This window comes from Azospirillum sp. A23, assembly GCF_042938965.1.
In the GTDB taxonomy this organism is placed as follows: Bacteria; Pseudomonadota; Alphaproteobacteria; order Azospirillales; family Azospirillaceae; genus Azospirillum; species Azospirillum melinis.
This window is the reverse complement of sequence record NZ_CP170666.1, coordinates 679,564-695,838: the sequence shown is the minus strand read 5'-3', so window position 1 is coordinate 695,838 and position 16,275 is coordinate 679,564. Positions and strand designations below refer to the sequence as shown.

Sequence of the window (16,275 nt, the reverse complement as noted above, 5' to 3'; positions counted from 1 at the left end):
TCGCCTTAGGACAGGCTGTGGGCATCGACGAAAAGGGCGACGTCCCGTTGGAGCGCCGCCCTGTCGCTTGGATTTTTCGGCCGGTCAGGCCTGACGGGGCCTAAGCGGGGGGCCGTCGCGGAAGGGCTTGTCGACGCCGCCCTTGTCGTTGGTCTGGTTCTCCACGTCACCTTCGAAGGTGGTCTCGCCCTGGGCCAGATCCAGGTCATCCGGCGTCATGCCGGCGGCGCGGGCGCCCTTCGACCCGCCGATCTGCGGATTGTTCTTCAGGTCGGCATCGGTCGGCTTGTCGGTCTTCTCGTGCTTGCTTGCGCTCATGGCGGCATCTCCGTTCCGGTTCCGCATGTCCCCCTGTCAACCGACGCCGTGCCCGATGGTTGCGAAATCCCTTCTTCCTTTTTGGGAGACGGTTAGGATGTCGGGGGTCGGCGCGGCCGAAGATCATTCGACAGGCTCTCATGTCATATGAAGACGAACGGCTGAGGATCCGTGTGCGCGGGCGGGTGCAGGGGGTGGGGTTCCGCCCGCATGTCCATGCGCTCGCCGGGCGTTTCGGCCTCACCGGCTGGGTGCTGAACGACCCGCAGGGCGTGCTGATCGAGGTACAGGGCAACGGCGTTGCCGCTTTCCAGGCAGCCCTGTCGGCCGAGGCGCCACCGCTGGCCCGGATCGATGCCGTCGAGTGCGACGCTGTTCCGCCTCATTCCATTGAGACCTCTTTCGCAATCCGGCACAGCCTGTCCGCAGGCGCCGTGGCGACCGGCATCGGACCCGATGCCATGGTCTGCCCGGCATGCCTGGCCGAACTGTTCGACCCGGCTGACCGCCGCCATCGCTATGCCTTCCTGAACTGCACCCATTGCGGCCCGCGCTACACCATCACGCGGCAGCTCCCCTATGACAGACCGCAGACGGCAATGGCCGGCTTTCGGCTCTGTCCGGATTGTCTGGCCGAGTACGAGGATCCGGCGAACCGCCGCTTTCACGCGCAGCCGACGGCCTGTCCGGTCTGCGGGCCCCGCCTGTCGCATCCGCCGGAAGACATCGTCGCCGCACTCCGCGCCGGCAGGATCGTTGCCATCAAGGGGCTGGGCGGCTTCCACCTCGCCTGTGACGCCAAACGGGCGGATGCGGTGGAGCGGTTGCGGCGGATCAAGCAGCGCAACGGCAAGCCCTTCGCCCTGATGGTCGCCAACACCGAATCCGCCATCCGTCATGTTTGGATGGACGCCGGCGAGCGGGCGTTGCTGGAGGGGGTGGCGCGCCCCATCGTCCTGCTGCGGCGGCGGGACGATGCACCCGAACTGGCACCCGAGATCGCTCCCGGTCTGGCCTGGCTGGGGGTCATGCTGCCCTATACGCCGCTGCATTACCTGTTGTTCCACGAGGCGGCCGGGCGGCCGGGCGGCACCGGCTGGCTGGATGTGCCGCAGGATCTGACCCTGGTGATGACCTCCGCCAATCCCGGCGGCGAACCGTTGGCCATCGGCAATGCGGAGGCGCGGGAGAGGCTGGCCGGCATCGCCGATCTGATCGTCGACCATGACCGCGACATCGTCATCCGCGCCGACGACAGCGTCGTGCGCAGGTTGGCCGGCGCCCCCGCCTTCCTGCGCCGCGGCCGCGGCCATGTGCCGGAGCCGATCCGGCTGGCCCGGCCGGTGCCGCCGGTCCTGGCGGTGGGCGGCCATCTGAAAACGACGGTGTGCGTCACCCGCGGCGACGAGGCTTTCCTGTCCCAACACATCGGCGACCTCGACAACGCCGAGACGCTGGGCTTCCTGGAGGAAACGGTCGCCCATCTGCTGCACATCCTGGGCGTCGAGCCGGTTGCGGTCGCCCATGACTGGCATCCCGATTTCCATTCCACCCGCTTTGCCGAGACGAGTGGCCTGCCGGCGGTGCCGGTCCAGCATCACCATGCCCATGTCGCCGCCGTGATGGCCGAACACCGGGTCGAGGGGCCGGCAATCGGGCTGGCGCTGGACGGGTTCGGCCTGGGGGAGGATGGCGGGTCCTGGGGCGGGGAGATGCTGCTGGTCGATGGGATGCGGTCCGAGCGTCTGGGCAGCCTTGCGCCTCTGGCGCAGCCCGGCGGCGATGTGGCGGCCCGCCAGCCCTGGCGCATGGCCGCCGCGGCCCTGGCCCGGATGGGACGTGCCGATGAGATCACCTCCCGCTTCGCCGCGCACGGACCGGCCGAGGGGGTTCGGCGGATGATCGAGCGCGGCATCAACGCACCGCTCACCAGCTCCTGCGGGCGCTGGTTCGATGCCGCCTGCGGTCTGCTGGGCGTCCGCGCGGTGGCTGGCTTCGAGGGCGAGGCGCCGATGGCGTTGGAATCCCTCGTGCGCCAGATCCGCGTGGCGGACGGCGCGTGGCGGATCGACGGGGGCGAACTGGACCTGACCCCCCTGTTGGAGCAGTTGCTGACCGTCGCCGATGCGGTGGAGGGGGCCGAGCTGTTCCACGGCACGCTGGCGGCGGCGCTGGTGGACTGGACGCTGCCGGTGCTGCGTGCCCATGGCCTGGGCCGGGTGGTGCTGTCCGGCGGCTGCCTGATGAACGCGGTGCTGGCGGAGGAACTGGTGGCCGGCTTCCGTAGCGCCGGGGTGGAGGCGCTGCTGCCGAGACTGGCTCCCGCCAACGATGGCGGGCTCAGCCTCGGTCAGGCATGGACGGCGTCCTTCGCCCTGTAGCTGAACAGCGGCATCTGGACCGGTGCCCGGACCTTCCTGCGCAGGGGCGGGATTTTGGTGGTGGGGTTTGCCTTGTCGAATTGGTACAGGCCGCGATACTTGCCGATATAGCCTTTGCGGCAGGCGCGGTGGAACCGCTGCGACGCGGTTCCCCAATCGTCGCCCGGCCGCAGCCAGCTGACATGGGCGGTGCCGGTGCGTGGGTCGGTTCGCAGGAACCGGCCGCGTCCCTTCTCGCCCCGCACCCACTGGCCGGGGTTCAGCGTCAGCGCCCCGCGTGCCAGCAGCATCTTCACCTGCGGGGTCAGGTCGATGGTCGGAAAATAGGGCATGACGTCCTCCTGACGCACCGGCATAGGGTGGCGCCGCTCTGGGAGACTCCGTGGTTTCGGAACCTCCCAGAGATGGGAACGCATGAAGAACAATTCAAGATTTTCAACGGGTGCAGCGTGCTGGTGAAGGTAATCTCACCCCGCCCGCGCCGCTTTCTTCACCGGACGCTCATGCCCTTCGTCCGCCGGGGCCTCGGCATCCTTGAAGGTGCGCACGCCGCTGATCATGGTGGAGATGATCGACTGGCGGGACATGATGTCTTCGCGCACCGCGGCATAGACGTGGACGATCACGAACAGCAGGATCGCCCACATGCCGAGATGGTGCCAGGTGTGGACGTCCATGCTCTGGCCGAACAGCGGGATGACCCAGCCGAACAGTGTGTCCTGCCAGCTGCCCTGGCCCGCTCCCTCGCTGTAGAGCGCGAAGCCGGTGACGATCATGAAGACGCTGCCCACCGCGATGGCCCAGAACATCGAGAATTGCGCCAGCGGGTTATGGCCGACATATAGCTTCGGTTTGCGCTCCAGGAACAGATACCAGCGGGCTTCCAGGAATAGCTCCCCCCACCAGTGACGGTCCCAGAAGGGAAAGCGGAACAGCTGCTTGGCATGGTGGTTGCCGACGAGGGCCCAATAGAGCCGGCCGATGAAGCCGATGGCGAAGATGTAGGCCGCAGCGAAATGGACGAAGCGGATGTATCCCATCAGGAAATTGGCGCTGGCCTCGCCCGGCATGGTCGGCAACGGATTGGCGATCAGGTAGCCGGTGACCGACAGAACCACGATCGCCAGCGCGTTGACCCAGTGCCAGATCCGCACCGGCACCTCGTACACATAGATTGCCTTCAGGAAACGGCCGGCCGCCGGAGCGGCCGTCCCTTCCTCGTCCGGTGTCGCGACCGGCTTCGCGTCGTCGAGAGGAGCCATGACTTAAATCCTCCTCGGTTGCCGGTCAGCGCACGGTGACGCGGGCCAGTTCGGCGCCGTCCGGCGCCATGACGTGGGTGGAGCAGGCAAGGCACGGGTCGAAGCTGTGCAGGGTGCGCAGAATCTCCACCGGCTCGTCCGGGCGGGCCATCGGCGTGTTCAGCAGCGAAGCTTCGAAAGCGCCGATGTTGCCCTTGGGATCGCGCGGGCTGCCGTTCCAAGTCGTCGGCACGACGCACTGGTAATTGTCGATCTTGCCGTCCTTGATCTTGATCCAGTGGCCGAGCCCGCCGCGCGGGGCGGCGACGGTGCCGACGCCCTTGGCCTCCTTCGGCCAGGTCTTCGGGTCCCATTTCTCGACATTGGCGGTGGCGGTGTCGCCGGCCTTGATGTTGGCGATCAGGGCGTTCCAGTCGTCCATCATCATGGTGCAGCAGTACTGGCATTCCAGCGCGCGGGCCAGCGTGCGGCCGATGGTGGTCGGCAGCGCCTGCTGCGGCGTGAAGTTCGTGCCAGCCAGCGCGTTGAAGGCACCCAGCGATTCGGTGATCTGATCCTTCACATAACCGACGCCCTGGGCATAGGCCAGGATGTAGCGGGGCAGGGGACCGACCTCCACCGCATGGCCGCGCCAGCGCGGGGCCTTGATCCAGGAATACTTGGCGGCCTCGTCGAGCTCCTTGATGTCGGTGCGGGTGCCCTTGGTGTTGGCGCCCAGCTCGAACTTGGCCTGGGTCACGCCGTCCCACGGGTGCAGGCCCTTGCTCTCGTCCTCGTAATGGTACCAGCTGTGGGCGACGAACTCCTGCACCTGCGCCGGGTCGCGCGGGTCGATGGGATGGACCTCGTTCCAGTTGCCGTTCAGGATGACGCCGCCCGGCAACTGGCAGGTCGAATGGTCGTACGGCACCTTCTCGTAATCGCCATAGTCCATGACGTTGGTCGCCGACAGGCCGCCGCCATAGAGCCAGTCCTTGTAGAAGCTGGCGATGGCCAGCACGTCCGGCAGATAGACGTTCTCGACGAAGGCCGTTGCTTCCTGGATGCGGGCGCGGATGAAGTTCAGCCGCTCCATGTTCAGCGGCGCGCCCGACGACCCGGTGCCGTCCATGTTGATGGCGCAGGGAACGCCGCCGACCATGTAGTTCGGGTGCGGGTTCTTGCCGCCCAGGATGGTGTGGATCTTGACGATGTCCTTCTGGAGGTCGAGCGCCTCCAGATAATGGGTCACCGCCATCAGGTCGGCTTCCGGCGACAGCTTGTAGGCCGGGTTGTCCCAGTAGCCGTTCTTGAAGATGCCGAGCTGGCCGCTCTCCACGAACTTCTTCAGGCGGGTCTGGACGTCGCGGAAATAGCCGGGGCTGGACTTGGCATGGCGCGGCGACACCGCCTGCTGCAATGCCGAGGTCGCCTGCGGGTCGGCCTTCAGCGCGTTGACCGGGTTGACCCAGTCCAGCGCGTGCAGGTGATAGAAATGGACGATGTGGTCATGGACCTGCAGCGTCTTCGCCATGATCTCGCGGATCAGGTGGGCGTTCTTCGGGATGCGGATTTGGAGCGCATCCTCCACCGCGCGAACCGAGGTCAGCGCGTGACAGCCGGTGCAGACGCCGCAGATGCGCTCGACGAAGGCCCAGGCGTCGCGAGGGTCGCGGCCCTTCAGGATCACCTCGAGGCCGCGCCACATCGTGCCGGTGGAGACGGCGTTGCGGATGATGTTGTCGCTGTCGACATTCACCTCGCAGCGCATGTGCCCTTCGATGCGGGTGACCGGATCGACGACGATGCGCTTGCCGCCGTTGTCGAGCGAGAACCCGTTCGGGGTCTGGACGATGCCCATGGTCAGACGTCTCCCTTGTGCTGTGCGCGCTTCAGGGCGCTGACTGCCGCGTGGGCGGCGATGATGCTGCCGACGCCGATGGCGGCGGTGGTGCCGATCTGGTCGGCGTTGGCCTCGATCCCGAACTGGAGGATGTCGGACTGGCGGGCGTACCAGGACCCCTTGTCCCAGAAGCCGTCCTCCGAGCAGCCGATGCAACCGTGGCCGGACTGGATGGGGAAGCTGGTGCCTTCGTTCCAGCGCACGGTGGAACAGGCGTTGTAGGTGGTCGGGCCCTTGCAGCCGACTTTGTAGAGGCAATAGCCCTTGCGCGCGCCCTCGTCGTCGAAGGATTCGACGAACTGGCCGGCGTCGAAATGTGGTCGGCGGTAGCATTTGTCGTGGATGCGCTGGCTGTAGAACATCTTCGGCCGGCCCTGGCGGTCCAGCTCCGGGATGCGGTCGAAGGTCAGCATGTAGGTGATGACGCCGGTCATCACCTCGGCGATCGGCGGGCAGCCGGGAACCTTGATGATCGGCTTGTCGGTGATGACCTCATGCACCGGGGTGGCGCGGGTCGGGTTCGGACGCGCCGCCTGGACGCAGCCGAAGGAGGCGCAGGAGCCCCAGGAGATGATCGCCTTGGCGTCCTTGGCGACCTTGCGCAGCTGGTCGGTGAAGGGCTTGCCGCCGATGATGCAGGACATGCCGTCCTGGTTCAGCGGCGGATTGCCTTCCACCGCCAGGATGTAGTTGCCCTTGTACTTCTCCATCACCTCGTCGAGGATCGCCTCGGCATGGTGGCCGGCCGACGCCATCAGCGTGTCGTCGTAGTCCAGCGAGATCATCGACAGCACCACGTCCTTCACCAGCGGATGCGCCGAGCGGATGAAGGATTCGGAGCAGCAGGTGCATTCCAGCCCGTGCAGCCACAGCACCGGGGTGCGCGGCTTGGTTTCCATGGCGTGGACGATCTGCGGTACCAGTTCCGGCCCAAGCCCCAGGGCCGCGGCGGTCAGCGAGCAGTATTTCAGGAACGAACGGCGTGTGATCCCCTGCCGCCGCATCACCTCGTAGAAGGTTTCCAGCGTTGCCATCGGTTTGTTTTCTCCCGTCGGGCAGCACCGGCGTGCGAGGGTCCGGTGCGCTTCTCCCGCGGGCATAGGCAACAATCGTGCCGTAGTACGAACATTTGGCAATCCAACGGTCACAAGGCTGTAAGGACCGTCGCCGCTGGCAACTCCCCGGCCGAAACGACGGCCGGGGTGGAAAGTCGGTTGCCGGTGGCGGTCAGGCCGTCCGGCCATCCTCTTCCGGCCGGCCGATCAGGCGGTGGAGCGCCCAGCCGATTGCGACGCCGGCCGCATGCAGCCCGGCGGTGCTGGCGAGGAAGCCGGCGGCATAGCCGAGCGCCGCGGCGTCGGCCGGCATCTCCGCCCCATGGGCGAAGCCGTGGAACAGGCCGAAGCCGGCGGCGAAGACGACGCCGATCAGGCTGTTGCGCGACATCGGCATGACGCACAGCAGCGCCAGCACGACGGTGGAGGCATAGATGGCCGGCTCGACCAGCGGCAACTCGCCGCCAGCCAGCGCGAACAGCCCGCCGGCCAGCATGGCGGCCAGAAACGCCGCCGGCACGGCCAGAACGGCACGGCCGCCGATGGTGGCGCCGTAGACGCCGACCGTGACCATGGCGATCAGGTGGTCGAGCCCGCCCAGCGGATGCGCGGCACCGTCGAGGAAGCCGGCCCCGGCGAGATGGCCGGGATGGGCCAGCGCCGGGGTGGCGGCAAGCGCTATGGCCGCGGAGACGGCGGCGAGGCGGGTGAATTTCGACATATCGAACGGCTCCTCGGGGTTTTTGTGGTTTTGGGTGATCGGGGAATGTGCCCTCTCCCGTCCCGGGAAAGGGCAATTGAAATGCTCAGTGCCGCTGTGCCGGCCCGCGCTCGATGCCGTAGCGTTCCAGCTTGGCGCGCAGGCCCATGCGCGACAGGCCCAGCTCGTCGGCGGCCTTGCTCTTGTTCCAGCGGCAGCGGACCAGCGTTTCCATCAGGATGCCGGCCTCCACCCGCTCGATCCGCGACTTCAGCGGCCCGCCCTGGCCGATCAGGTCCAGCGGCGGCAGTGGCCCGTCCTCCGGCGAGGCCGGGCGGGCATTCAGCGCCGCGCCGCGCAGCACCTGGTCGGACAGCAGATCGGCATCCAGAGTGTCGCCCTCGCACAGCACCAGCATGCGCATGATCTCGTTCTGCAACTCGCGCACATTGCCGGGCCAGCCGTAGGATTCGAGGCAGGCCAGCGTGTCGGCGGCGAAGCCGGTCACCGGCTTGCCGTGGGCGGCCGACAGCCGCTCCAGGATGTGGCGGGCCAGCACCGGGATGTCGTCCGGCCGGTCCCGCAGGGGCGGCATGGTCAGCGTCATGGTGCTGAGCCGGTAATAGAGATCCTCGCGGAAGCGGCCGGCCTTCACCTCGGCGGTCAGGTCGCGATGGGTGGCGGCGACGACGCGGACATCGACCCGCCGGGTCTCGTTGGACCCGACCGGCCGGATCTCACCCTCCTGCAGGAAGCGCAGCAGCCGGACCTGGAAGGCCGAGCTGATGTCGCCGATCTCGTCGAGGAAGATGGTGCCGCCGTCCGCCTGCTCCAGCAGGCCGACGCGGTTGCTGTGGGCGCCGGTGAAGGCGCCCTTCTTGTGGCCGAACAGTTCGCTTTCCAGCAACTCGTCCGGGATGGCGCCGCAATTCTCGCAATAGAATGGCTGGTCGGAGCGCGGGCTGCCGTAATGGATGGCGCGGGCCAGCAGTTCCTTGCCGGTGCCCGTCTCCCCCAGCACCAGAACCGGGACGTTGAAGCCCGAAACCCGTTCGGCCTGCCGGCAGACCTCGTCGACCGGGCTGCCCTCTGCACGGATCAGCCCGTCGAAGCGGTAGGACTGCCGGACCCGCTCGCGTCTGGTCGCCACCCGCGTCTCGGCCAGCGGCGGCAGCAGCTTCAGCTCGCTGGTCAGACGGTCATGCTCGCGTTGGAGCCGGTAGAGCCTCGCGGCGTTGCGGGCGGTCAGCAGCAGATGGTCGGGGTGCCAGGGCTTGGTGATGAACTGGTGGATGCCGGCGGTGTTGATGGCGCCGATGATGTCCTCGGGGTCGATGTAGCCGGTGATGACGATGCGCACCACGTCGGGCCAGCGCTCGCGGACCTGGGTCAGGAACTCCACGCCGCTGACCTCCGGCATCCGCTGGTCGGAGAAGACGACCTGGATCCATTCGGTTTCCAGCAGGCGCAGGCCCTCCGCCGCCGACAGGGCGGTGAAGACTTCGAACTCCTCGTCCAGCAGGCGGGCGATGACCTCGACGGAGCGCGGCTCGTCATCCACCACCAGGATGCCGGGGCGGGCGGGATCGGTCATCGCGCGGGGTCCTTCGTCATCGGGCCTGCCTCTTTCGACCTCGCCTCACTCAACCTCAAGATCCTTGATCGTCATTTCGGTGCCGCCGTTGGGATGCAGCCGGCTGCCGCCGCAGTGTGGGCAGGACGACAGCCGGTCGTCCAGAGCCACCGTGTCGTTGCAGTCGAAACACCAGCCACGGCCCGGCACTTCCAGCACCACCAAATCCGCCCCGTCGGCCAGCGATCCCCGCGTCACCACGTCGAAGCCGAAGCGCAACGCCTCCACCTCCACCCCGGCGAAACGGCCGATCTCCAGCCGGACCTTGGTCACGCGGCTGAACCCATTCGTCCGACCGGCCTCCTCCATCGCCTGGAGCAGGCTTTCGCAGAGCGCCATCTCATGCATCCGCAGTGTCTCCGGTCCCCATGCCCAGCAGTGCGCGGCGCGACGGGCGCACTGGCTCGGCCTGTACCGGAGCAGGCTCAGGCGGGGGCGCAAGTTCCTCCTCGCGCCGACGGCGGATCTCGGCGGTCTGGGCGCCGTCTTCGCGGATGGAGGGATCGAAGAGGGAGACCAGAGCCGCCGAGGCCGTTTCCGTCGCCTGAAGCATCGAGGCGAACTCGAACATCGGCGAGAAGAGCGAGCAGGCCTTGTAGGCGCCGACGCCCTTGCGGTTGGCATGGACGAACTCGTACCAGCCGGACGGAAACTCGATCAGTTCCTTCGCCCCCGGCACCAGCCCCGACCAGTTGTCGCCCTCGCCCGGCAGCAGGACGAGATTGAGGAACCAGGGCGTCACCAGGGCGCCGAGCCAACGCTCGCCATGGCGGCGGAAGCCGACGGCCTTCACCGCAAGCGCGTCATTGACGATGGGCATGCCGCGCATCTGCGCGGTGTGGATTTCGCGGAAGACCGCTTCCAGCCGCGCAATGGCCTCTGTTGGCAGGGCAGGGCCGGTCACCGGCGCAACGGCAGCCGGCGGGGCGGCGGTTTCCGTGGCCGCCGGCTCGCCGTCCAGCGCCATGAACTGGTCGCGGGCGCCGTCGCAGACCGGGCAGCGCCAATGGTCGGGCAGGGCGGCGAAGGCTGTGCCGGGCGGCACCTGCCACTGCTCGCACCCTTCCGCCGGGTCATAGACATGCCAGCAGATCTTGCATTCCATCCGCGTCGCCGCGCCGATGCGGCTGGCGTCGCCGAGATAGGAGCCTTCGAAGCGGGACGCGACGGCGCTCATCGCACCCGCTCCAGGTCGGTTGCCAGCGCATCGAGGATTTCGGCCAGCCGTTCTGCGCTGTCGGCGATGTCCTCCACCGCGGCGCAGACCACCGCCGGCACGTCGACGATCTCCACCGTATCGAGGATCAGCGTGTCGACCGAATTGTAATAGCGCACCCACCAGACATTCGGCGTCGCCGTGGCGGTGACGCGGCAATTGCCGTACCCGCGCGACAGGATGGTGGTGGCGCCGACGCCCAAACGCTGTTCGACGAAGGCCAGATCCTCCGGCGTGTGCGGCAACAGGCTGAAATTCACCGCATGGGGGCCGTCGCCGCGGCGCCAGGCGGCGCTGCGGTCCAGCAGCTCGGTCAGGATCGGCTGGCCATTCATCAGGCCGGTTGGCATCAAGCCGGCAGGTGCCGGGCCGGTCACGACCGATGCCGTGGTGGTGAAGGCGCGGTTCAGCGCCACCCGCGGGAAGGCCCCGACCAACAGGCTTTCGCGCGTCGGCCCGTCGCCGAAGGCGCGCACGCGCCAGACGCCGGCGAGAGACGCCTCCTGAATCTCCAGCCGGTCGCCGGCCCGCTCCACCTTGACCGCGACCTCCCCCTCGCCCAGCGCCTCGTCGACCAGGGCCAGGACGGGAGCGTCGAGATCGTCGACCGGAATGCGGATTTCCTCGCCGGGCGACCATTTGGCAAGCGCCTCCTGGATGCGGACGAGCACTTCGCGGGCCGCCGCCGCGCGGGCGGGATCGGCGACCTCCGGCAGGTGTGGTTCATAGACGCGCATGCCGGACGGCATCGGCAGATATTCCAGCCCTTCCTCGCTGGCGTCGGGCTGGCTGCCGGGGCCGAAGCCGACCGGCGCATGGGTCATGCCGAACAGGGAACTCATGCCGCACCGCCTTCCAAAGAACCTTCCAGGATCTCGCCGATCCGCTGCAGATAATCGTCCCAGTCACGCACGCGCGGGATGCTGCCAAGCAGCCGGTCGCCGCGCAGGAAGACCAGCGACGGCAGGCTCATCATGCCGGCCAGGGCCAGGAGCGCGCGCTCCGCTGCCTCGCCAGCCACAGCCGGAGACAGGCGCGGGTGCAGCGCGCGGACCAGTTCCGGCAGGATGACGGCCACGTCGGCGGTCTCCGCATTGCCCTTGCCGTGGCCGGGCAGGAAGACCACCCAGCTTTTCGCCGGATCGTCCAGCCATGGCCGGTCGTCGGCATGGTCGAGCCGCAGATAACCGTGCACATCGGTCAGCAGATCGACCAGCGGGGGCAGGGGCAGGCGTTGCTTGGCGGGAGGGGGGGCGAGGTCGGTCATGGCGTCAGGCCTCCGTCAGGCCGGCCGCGCGGGCCGCCTCCAGGTGGGGGGGAAGGGTGGGCTCGCGGCCGGTCAGGTCGGCGAAGGCGCCGTCGAGGGTTTCCCCATCCAATGCCGCGGCCATTGCTGTCAGCGCGTCGAGGATCTGGGCGGCCTCTTCCGGCTCCAGCATACGGCGCGCCGCGCCGAGGAAGCCGAGCACCCAGTCGCCGGCGGCGGCCTCCGGAACCAGTGAAAGGTCGACGGCCGACCCATCCTCAACCCGGCCGACCACGCCGTCGACGCCGGTGAGGCGCAGGGGAATGCCGATGCACATGATCTGGGCGCTCTCGGTTCAGGCCTGGGCGGCGGACAGTGCCGCCAGGATGCGGGGATCGCCGATGCGGCACGCTTCATCGGCACTGGGGCGTCCGCCTTCATAGGCATCGCGGGCGATCGCCGGGGCGGCGAGGTCGGCGGCGGCATCGCGGCGCGTGCCCTCCACGCCGAACCCGTCGCGCAGAAGCGTGAGGATGATCTCGATGGTCGGGGTGACCTGGGCGGCGACGGTGCCGGTGAGGCCGCCGCCGTAATCCTCCAGGCATTCCGGCTGAACGCCGACCAGGATCAGCGTTTGCGGGCAGCGGCCCAGCAGCATGGCGCTCGCGAGCACCTCCTGAAAGCCGGTCTGATGCAGACTCATCTTTTTGGCGCCGAGGAATGCCGGTACGTCATCGCCATGGAAGACGCGGCTGGTGCCGGGCGGCAGCCCATAGTCGATGGCATCGACCACGATCAGCGCGTCCGCGCATTCCAGATGCGGCAGCAGATACAGACCCTGGGTTCCGCCATCCATCACGGTGACGGTGTCGGGGAAGCGCCAATCGGCGGCCAGGCGCTCCACCGTGCGGACACCGAATCCCTCGTCGGCCCACAGGATGTTGCCGATGCCCAGCACCAGGATTCGTGCCGTTTCGCGACCGCCCTCGTTTCCAGCCAACTCCATTTGTGCCCCGGCATCCGTCCAATGATGCGGCGTCCTGCCGCCGAACCATCGTTCGTACAAGTTCCATGCCAGGATCGGCGGCTGAGTCAGGCCATTGATTGGATTGCGTATTTCGACGCCCATCGCTCGATATAGCAGCGATTGTGGACATCAACATTACAGCATGAGTGGAAACTGGCAACCAACTTGCCAGTATGGCTGGAAGCTTGCCGGTCAGCGATGACGGGCGGTCTTGGCGGATTTCTGGATCAGTTCCCGTTCGGTCATGCGTTTCATATGGCCGGGCACATCGGTGTCCTGGCCGATCAGCGGTCCCGCCACATAGGACGCTCCGGCGTCCTCGGCGATGCGCAGCATGGCCGCTGACCTGATGCCATCGACGAAGAAGATCATTCCATGGCGCTTCACGTGGGTTCCAAAGCTATGGAGGCGATTGGTTGCCCTTGCATCCGGTTCCCCGGCATGAACCGTTATGCCCATGCCGCGGACGCCCGCCTGGGCGAAAGCCGCGAGATTTGGTGCTCCGTCGTCGAGCAGGACAAGGACGGCGCGCGAATATGGCTTCAGGACCGTCGTGATTTCGGAGATTCGGCTATAGGGGACACCGGTGGGAACCCCCTCTATGACGAACACGATGAAGGGTATGAGATGCGACGGGATCGAATGGCAGCGAGCGAGGTATTCCCGCCGATGCCGGCCAATCGAGAGGGTTGAAAAGCACACCGTTAGATTCTGGATATAGCGGAAGCTGTTTTTGTACAGCTCCTCATAGATTTCTATCGACTGGCTCAGGATTTCCATATCGGTTCTGAATCTGTAATCCTCGCTTTGCGCATCGTCGGTCGACAGGGCATTCAGGATACGTTTCGTTTCCTCATCGGCGTGGCACACATAGGTGGACAGCACCTTGTGGGATGTATCGAATACCGGGCGATAGCAGATGGTCGGGTGGAAACTGCCGCCCTCGTGCACATCGGCGGCTGGACCCGTCCGGGCATCGCCGGCATCGGCCGCCTCGCTTTGCGAAGAAGCAGCGCCCTGCTGGGCGGCCCTCGCAATCAGCTGATCGAGTTGCATCGCTTCGATGGCGATGTTGCCGTCGAGTTCGGTCACGATGCTGCGCACGGTTATCTGGCTCGTGTCGCTGTTTCCCAGCATCAACCGATGCAGTTCCGACACGATCCTGCCGCAGATCAGTTCGGCGGCCTGCCGGTCGAGCGTCGCGAAAACCACCAGATAATTCGCGTCGTCGGCCCGCAGCCAGACATCGGATGGGGGCAGATGGCGGTCGAATAGCCGTTCGGTCTGCTCGTAGATGCGCTCCTTGACAATGTCCCAGCGTTTGCCCAACCGGTCGCGCAGGGTGCCCAGTCCGATCAGTTGGACCGCACCGGCCGAGTGACGCTGTCCTCCAGACAGAATGTGCCGCAGGCGCGCCTTCGTCTGTTCCGGGATTCCGGGAGTCTCTTCAACCGATGAGTCCGGATCGGCGAATGTCTGGTTAGTCATGGCAGCATCCCCTTTTGTCGAAGCACGGGAACGGGGCCTTCGATCGATGTTAATTTTTAAATGTAATCCTTAAAGACTGTGGATTTATAATAACGATAGTGTAAAGAGAAGGTTTTATTTCTGATCGAAGTTCGCTTTATCCGCTATCTGATTTAGCGTTCCAAAATATGTTGAAGGAAATCCTCTAAAAATCTGAGGCGGTCGGCATAGGTGAAAACCTGTACCCTCCAGCGACGCCGTCTTTGGGACGCAGGATTCTTTCTTTTTCATGATTTCGCGGGCTTCGGCGAACAGGAAGCGTAGCGGACGACGGAGCGTTGGCCCGACGTCAACAGGGGGCGGCGGCAAACGCCATCCATTGTTCGAAAACTCCGAACGATGAATCCAGGAACGGGACATTTATCCCCACGCGGACGAGGCGTAGATCCTTTGGAAAGGAATGAACCACCCAGTCCGATGGAGATTGAAAATGGCCCCGATGGTCTCTCTGCTGATGTTCGTCAGTGTAATGTCCTACGCCGCCTTCATCATTTCGTAAGTAAATTTACAATATTATTTTCAATAAATTCCTGATATATAAATTTTAATAAATAAAAATAATCAGTGAACCGTACATACCATGCAGGGATCGAAAGATCTTACGATGTGTTGAACAGAAATTGGTGTGCGCTCTTCTTCCGTAACCGGCGCTCCGACAAGCGCCTTTTCTAGAGGGCCAGGCACTCCGTCCAAGTCTCGCGGTGAAAAGTTCCAAGTGGTCGGAGCGATGATCTGGTAACCGGCGATCTTCCCGCGTTCAACCCGCAGCCAATGCCCCAATGCTCCGCGCGCGGCCTCCGTCAGCCCAACCGCCTGCGCGCTGTCCGGCATTTCCGAAGCCGCACACCATGGGGCGGACGGTTCGATGGCACGCAGCCAGCCTTCCATCGCATCGGTGGTGCGGGCCAGTTCCAGCAAACGAGCGATCACTCGGCTGCGCACCGAACCGCCATCCTGTGCCGCCAGCGCCCGGATCAACGGATGGCCGTCCACCAATTGCCGGGCAATGGCACCGGTCTCATAGGGTAGGCCATCCAACCGCGGCGCCTTGCACCAGCTGTAACCGGTCTCGTCCATGCCATCCGGAACGGTCGAACCGGAGAAGGGAGGATGCGGACGGTCCTGTCCGGCCATGCGGCTGAACCGATGGTGCTCCGCCACCCGATCCGGATCGAAGGGGCCGTCCTGACCGTCGGCAAAGGTGCCGCGGCGATAGAGATGTCCACCCTCCGGGTCGGCATAGGCGCCGTGGCTGAGGAAACGGCCATAGGCACGGCCGAGGCCGGCAAGCTCCAGATCGTCGGCGATCTCCAAGAACAGGCGGAAGTCGCCGGCCGGACCGGAGATGCGCCAGCGCTCCAAATCCTCCGGCCCCGCGAGGGCCAGCACCCGGTCGAGCGGCGCGCCGAACAGGCTGTCCTCCAGGAAACGGCGGAAACTTCGGACGGTGGCGAGCAACCGCACCCGGTCGCGCGCATCGACCGCACGGGTGACGCCGCCGGGCTGAAGCGTCAGAGTGTGCGGCCACTTGCCGCCCAGAATGCCCAGCACATGGAACAGTTCCGCCCGTGCCGCAGTTGCCCCACGCACGGCAATGCCCTGGGCGGCCTTGAACCGCGCCTCCGCCCTCTCGAACCACGGTCGGCCCTGGTAGGCAGGGCGGGCGAAGTCGGGCATGAAGAACAGGTGGAAATGGGTCAGATGGTCGGCGACATTCTCGGTCGCCGTCATCAGGTTGGTCGCGAACAGTCCGTTGCGCGGCACCTTTAGCCCCATGACGCCGGCCAGCGCCAGCGCCGCCGCATGGCTCTGCGAGACGGAGCAGATGCCGCAGATCCGCGGTGCCACCACCAGCGCATCCATCGGGTCGCGCCCCTCCAAAATGCGCTCGAACCCACGGAACAACGGCGAATTTACGTAGGCAGAAGAGACATTTGTGCCGGATATCTCAAGCCGGACTTCAAGATCGCCTTCAACGCGGTTGAATGGGCCGACAATCAGGCGGCGGTTTGGGGCTTCGCTCACCGG

16 protein-coding genes are annotated in these 16,275 nt (G+C 66.1%); 1 reads left to right on the top strand and 15 read right to left on the bottom strand.

Going from position 1 to position 16,275, the window contains the following annotated elements; genetic code table 11:
* Window positions 1-84 precede the first annotated feature (84 nt).
* The gene (locus ABNQ40_RS12105) at window positions 85-318 is read right to left on the bottom strand and encodes a hypothetical protein (RefSeq protein ID WP_109049038.1); all 234 of its coding nucleotides are present in this window, start codon (window positions 316-318) and stop codon (window positions 85-87) included.
* 140 nt (window positions 319-458) lie between these two features.
* On the opposite strand from ABNQ40_RS12105, the gene hypF reads away from it, so the two are divergent.
* Window positions 459-2,699 carry a carbamoyltransferase HypF gene (gene hypF, locus ABNQ40_RS12100; protein WP_109049039.1) on the top strand — a complete coding sequence of 747 codons (2,241 nt, stop codon included), beginning with the start codon at window positions 459-461 and terminating at the stop codon, window positions 2,697-2,699.
* Here the strand turns inward: hypF and ABNQ40_RS12095 are convergent.
* From ABNQ40_RS12095 to ABNQ40_RS12030, 14 genes are all read right to left on the bottom strand, one after another.
* On the bottom strand, window positions 2,669-3,031 hold the full coding sequence (locus tag ABNQ40_RS12095; protein ID WP_146255429.1) for a hypothetical protein: 363 nt from the start codon (window positions 3,029-3,031) through the stop codon (window positions 2,669-2,671). The genes hypF and ABNQ40_RS12095 overlap by 31 nt on opposite strands.
* Window positions 3,032-3,166: 135 nt before the next feature.
* A complete protein-coding gene (gene cybH, locus ABNQ40_RS12090) occupies window positions 3,167-3,961 on the bottom strand; it encodes a Ni/Fe-hydrogenase, b-type cytochrome subunit (RefSeq protein WP_109049041.1) in 795 nt (264 codons plus the stop codon).
* A gap of 25 nt (window positions 3,962-3,986) precedes the next feature.
* A complete protein-coding gene (locus ABNQ40_RS12085; RefSeq protein WP_109049042.1) occupies window positions 3,987-5,801 on the bottom strand; it encodes a nickel-dependent hydrogenase large subunit in 1,815 nt (604 codons plus the stop codon).
* A 2-nt stretch (window positions 5,802-5,803) separates the two neighbouring features.
* The gene (locus tag ABNQ40_RS12080; RefSeq protein WP_174469319.1) at window positions 5,804-6,877 is read right to left on the bottom strand and encodes a hydrogenase small subunit; all 1,074 of its coding nucleotides are present in this window, start codon (window positions 6,875-6,877) and stop codon (window positions 5,804-5,806) included.
* Between the two features lie 193 nt (window positions 6,878-7,070).
* A complete protein-coding gene (locus ABNQ40_RS12075; protein WP_109049043.1) occupies window positions 7,071-7,619 on the bottom strand; it encodes a HupE/UreJ family protein in 549 nt (182 codons plus the stop codon).
* Between the two features lie 85 nt (window positions 7,620-7,704).
* Complete coding sequence (locus ABNQ40_RS12070; RefSeq protein ID WP_109049044.1) at window positions 7,705-9,192, bottom strand: sigma-54 dependent transcriptional regulator; 1,488 nt, start codon at window positions 9,190-9,192, stop codon at window positions 7,705-7,707.
* A 45-nt stretch (window positions 9,193-9,237) separates the two neighbouring features.
* Window positions 9,238-9,579: a hydrogenase maturation nickel metallochaperone HypA gene (gene hypA / locus ABNQ40_RS12065; RefSeq protein ID WP_109049045.1), complete on the bottom strand. Its 342-nt coding sequence runs from the start codon at window positions 9,577-9,579 to the stop codon at window positions 9,238-9,240.
* On the bottom strand, window positions 9,572-10,408 hold the full coding sequence (hybE, locus tag ABNQ40_RS12060; protein ID WP_109049046.1) for a [NiFe]-hydrogenase assembly chaperone HybE: 837 nt from the start codon (window positions 10,406-10,408) through the stop codon (window positions 9,572-9,574). The genes hypA and hybE overlap by 8 nt, the downstream gene beginning before the upstream one ends.
* Window positions 10,405-11,289, bottom strand: coding sequence for a hydrogenase expression/formation protein (locus ABNQ40_RS12055; protein WP_109049047.1), 885 nt, complete (start codon window positions 11,287-11,289; stop codon window positions 10,405-10,407). The genes hybE and ABNQ40_RS12055 overlap by 4 nt, the downstream gene beginning before the upstream one ends.
* The gene (locus ABNQ40_RS12050) at window positions 11,286-11,714 is read right to left on the bottom strand and encodes a hydrogenase (protein ID WP_109049048.1); all 429 of its coding nucleotides are present in this window, start codon (window positions 11,712-11,714) and stop codon (window positions 11,286-11,288) included. Before ABNQ40_RS12050 ends, ABNQ40_RS12055 begins: the two co-directional genes overlap by 4 nt.
* A 4-nt stretch (window positions 11,715-11,718) precedes the next feature.
* Window positions 11,719-12,030 carry a HypC/HybG/HupF family hydrogenase formation chaperone gene (locus ABNQ40_RS12045; protein ID WP_109049049.1) on the bottom strand — a complete coding sequence of 104 codons (312 nt, stop codon included), beginning with the start codon at window positions 12,028-12,030 and terminating at the stop codon, window positions 11,719-11,721.
* 18 nt (window positions 12,031-12,048) lie between these two features.
* The gene (locus ABNQ40_RS12040) at window positions 12,049-12,699 is read right to left on the bottom strand and encodes a HyaD/HybD family hydrogenase maturation endopeptidase (RefSeq protein ID WP_109049050.1); all 651 of its coding nucleotides are present in this window, start codon (window positions 12,697-12,699) and stop codon (window positions 12,049-12,051) included.
* Window positions 12,700-12,912: 213 nt separating this feature from the next.
* Entirely contained in the window at window positions 12,913-14,208 is a 1,296-nt protein-coding gene (locus tag ABNQ40_RS12035) for a hypothetical protein (RefSeq protein ID WP_247879692.1), read from the bottom strand.
* 600 nt (window positions 14,209-14,808) lie between these two features.
* Window positions 14,809-16,272, bottom strand: a complete 1,464-nt coding sequence (locus ABNQ40_RS12030) for a nickel-dependent hydrogenase large subunit (RefSeq protein WP_109049051.1) — start codon at window positions 16,270-16,272, stop codon at window positions 14,809-14,811.
* Window positions 16,273-16,275: the final 3 nt, after the last annotated feature.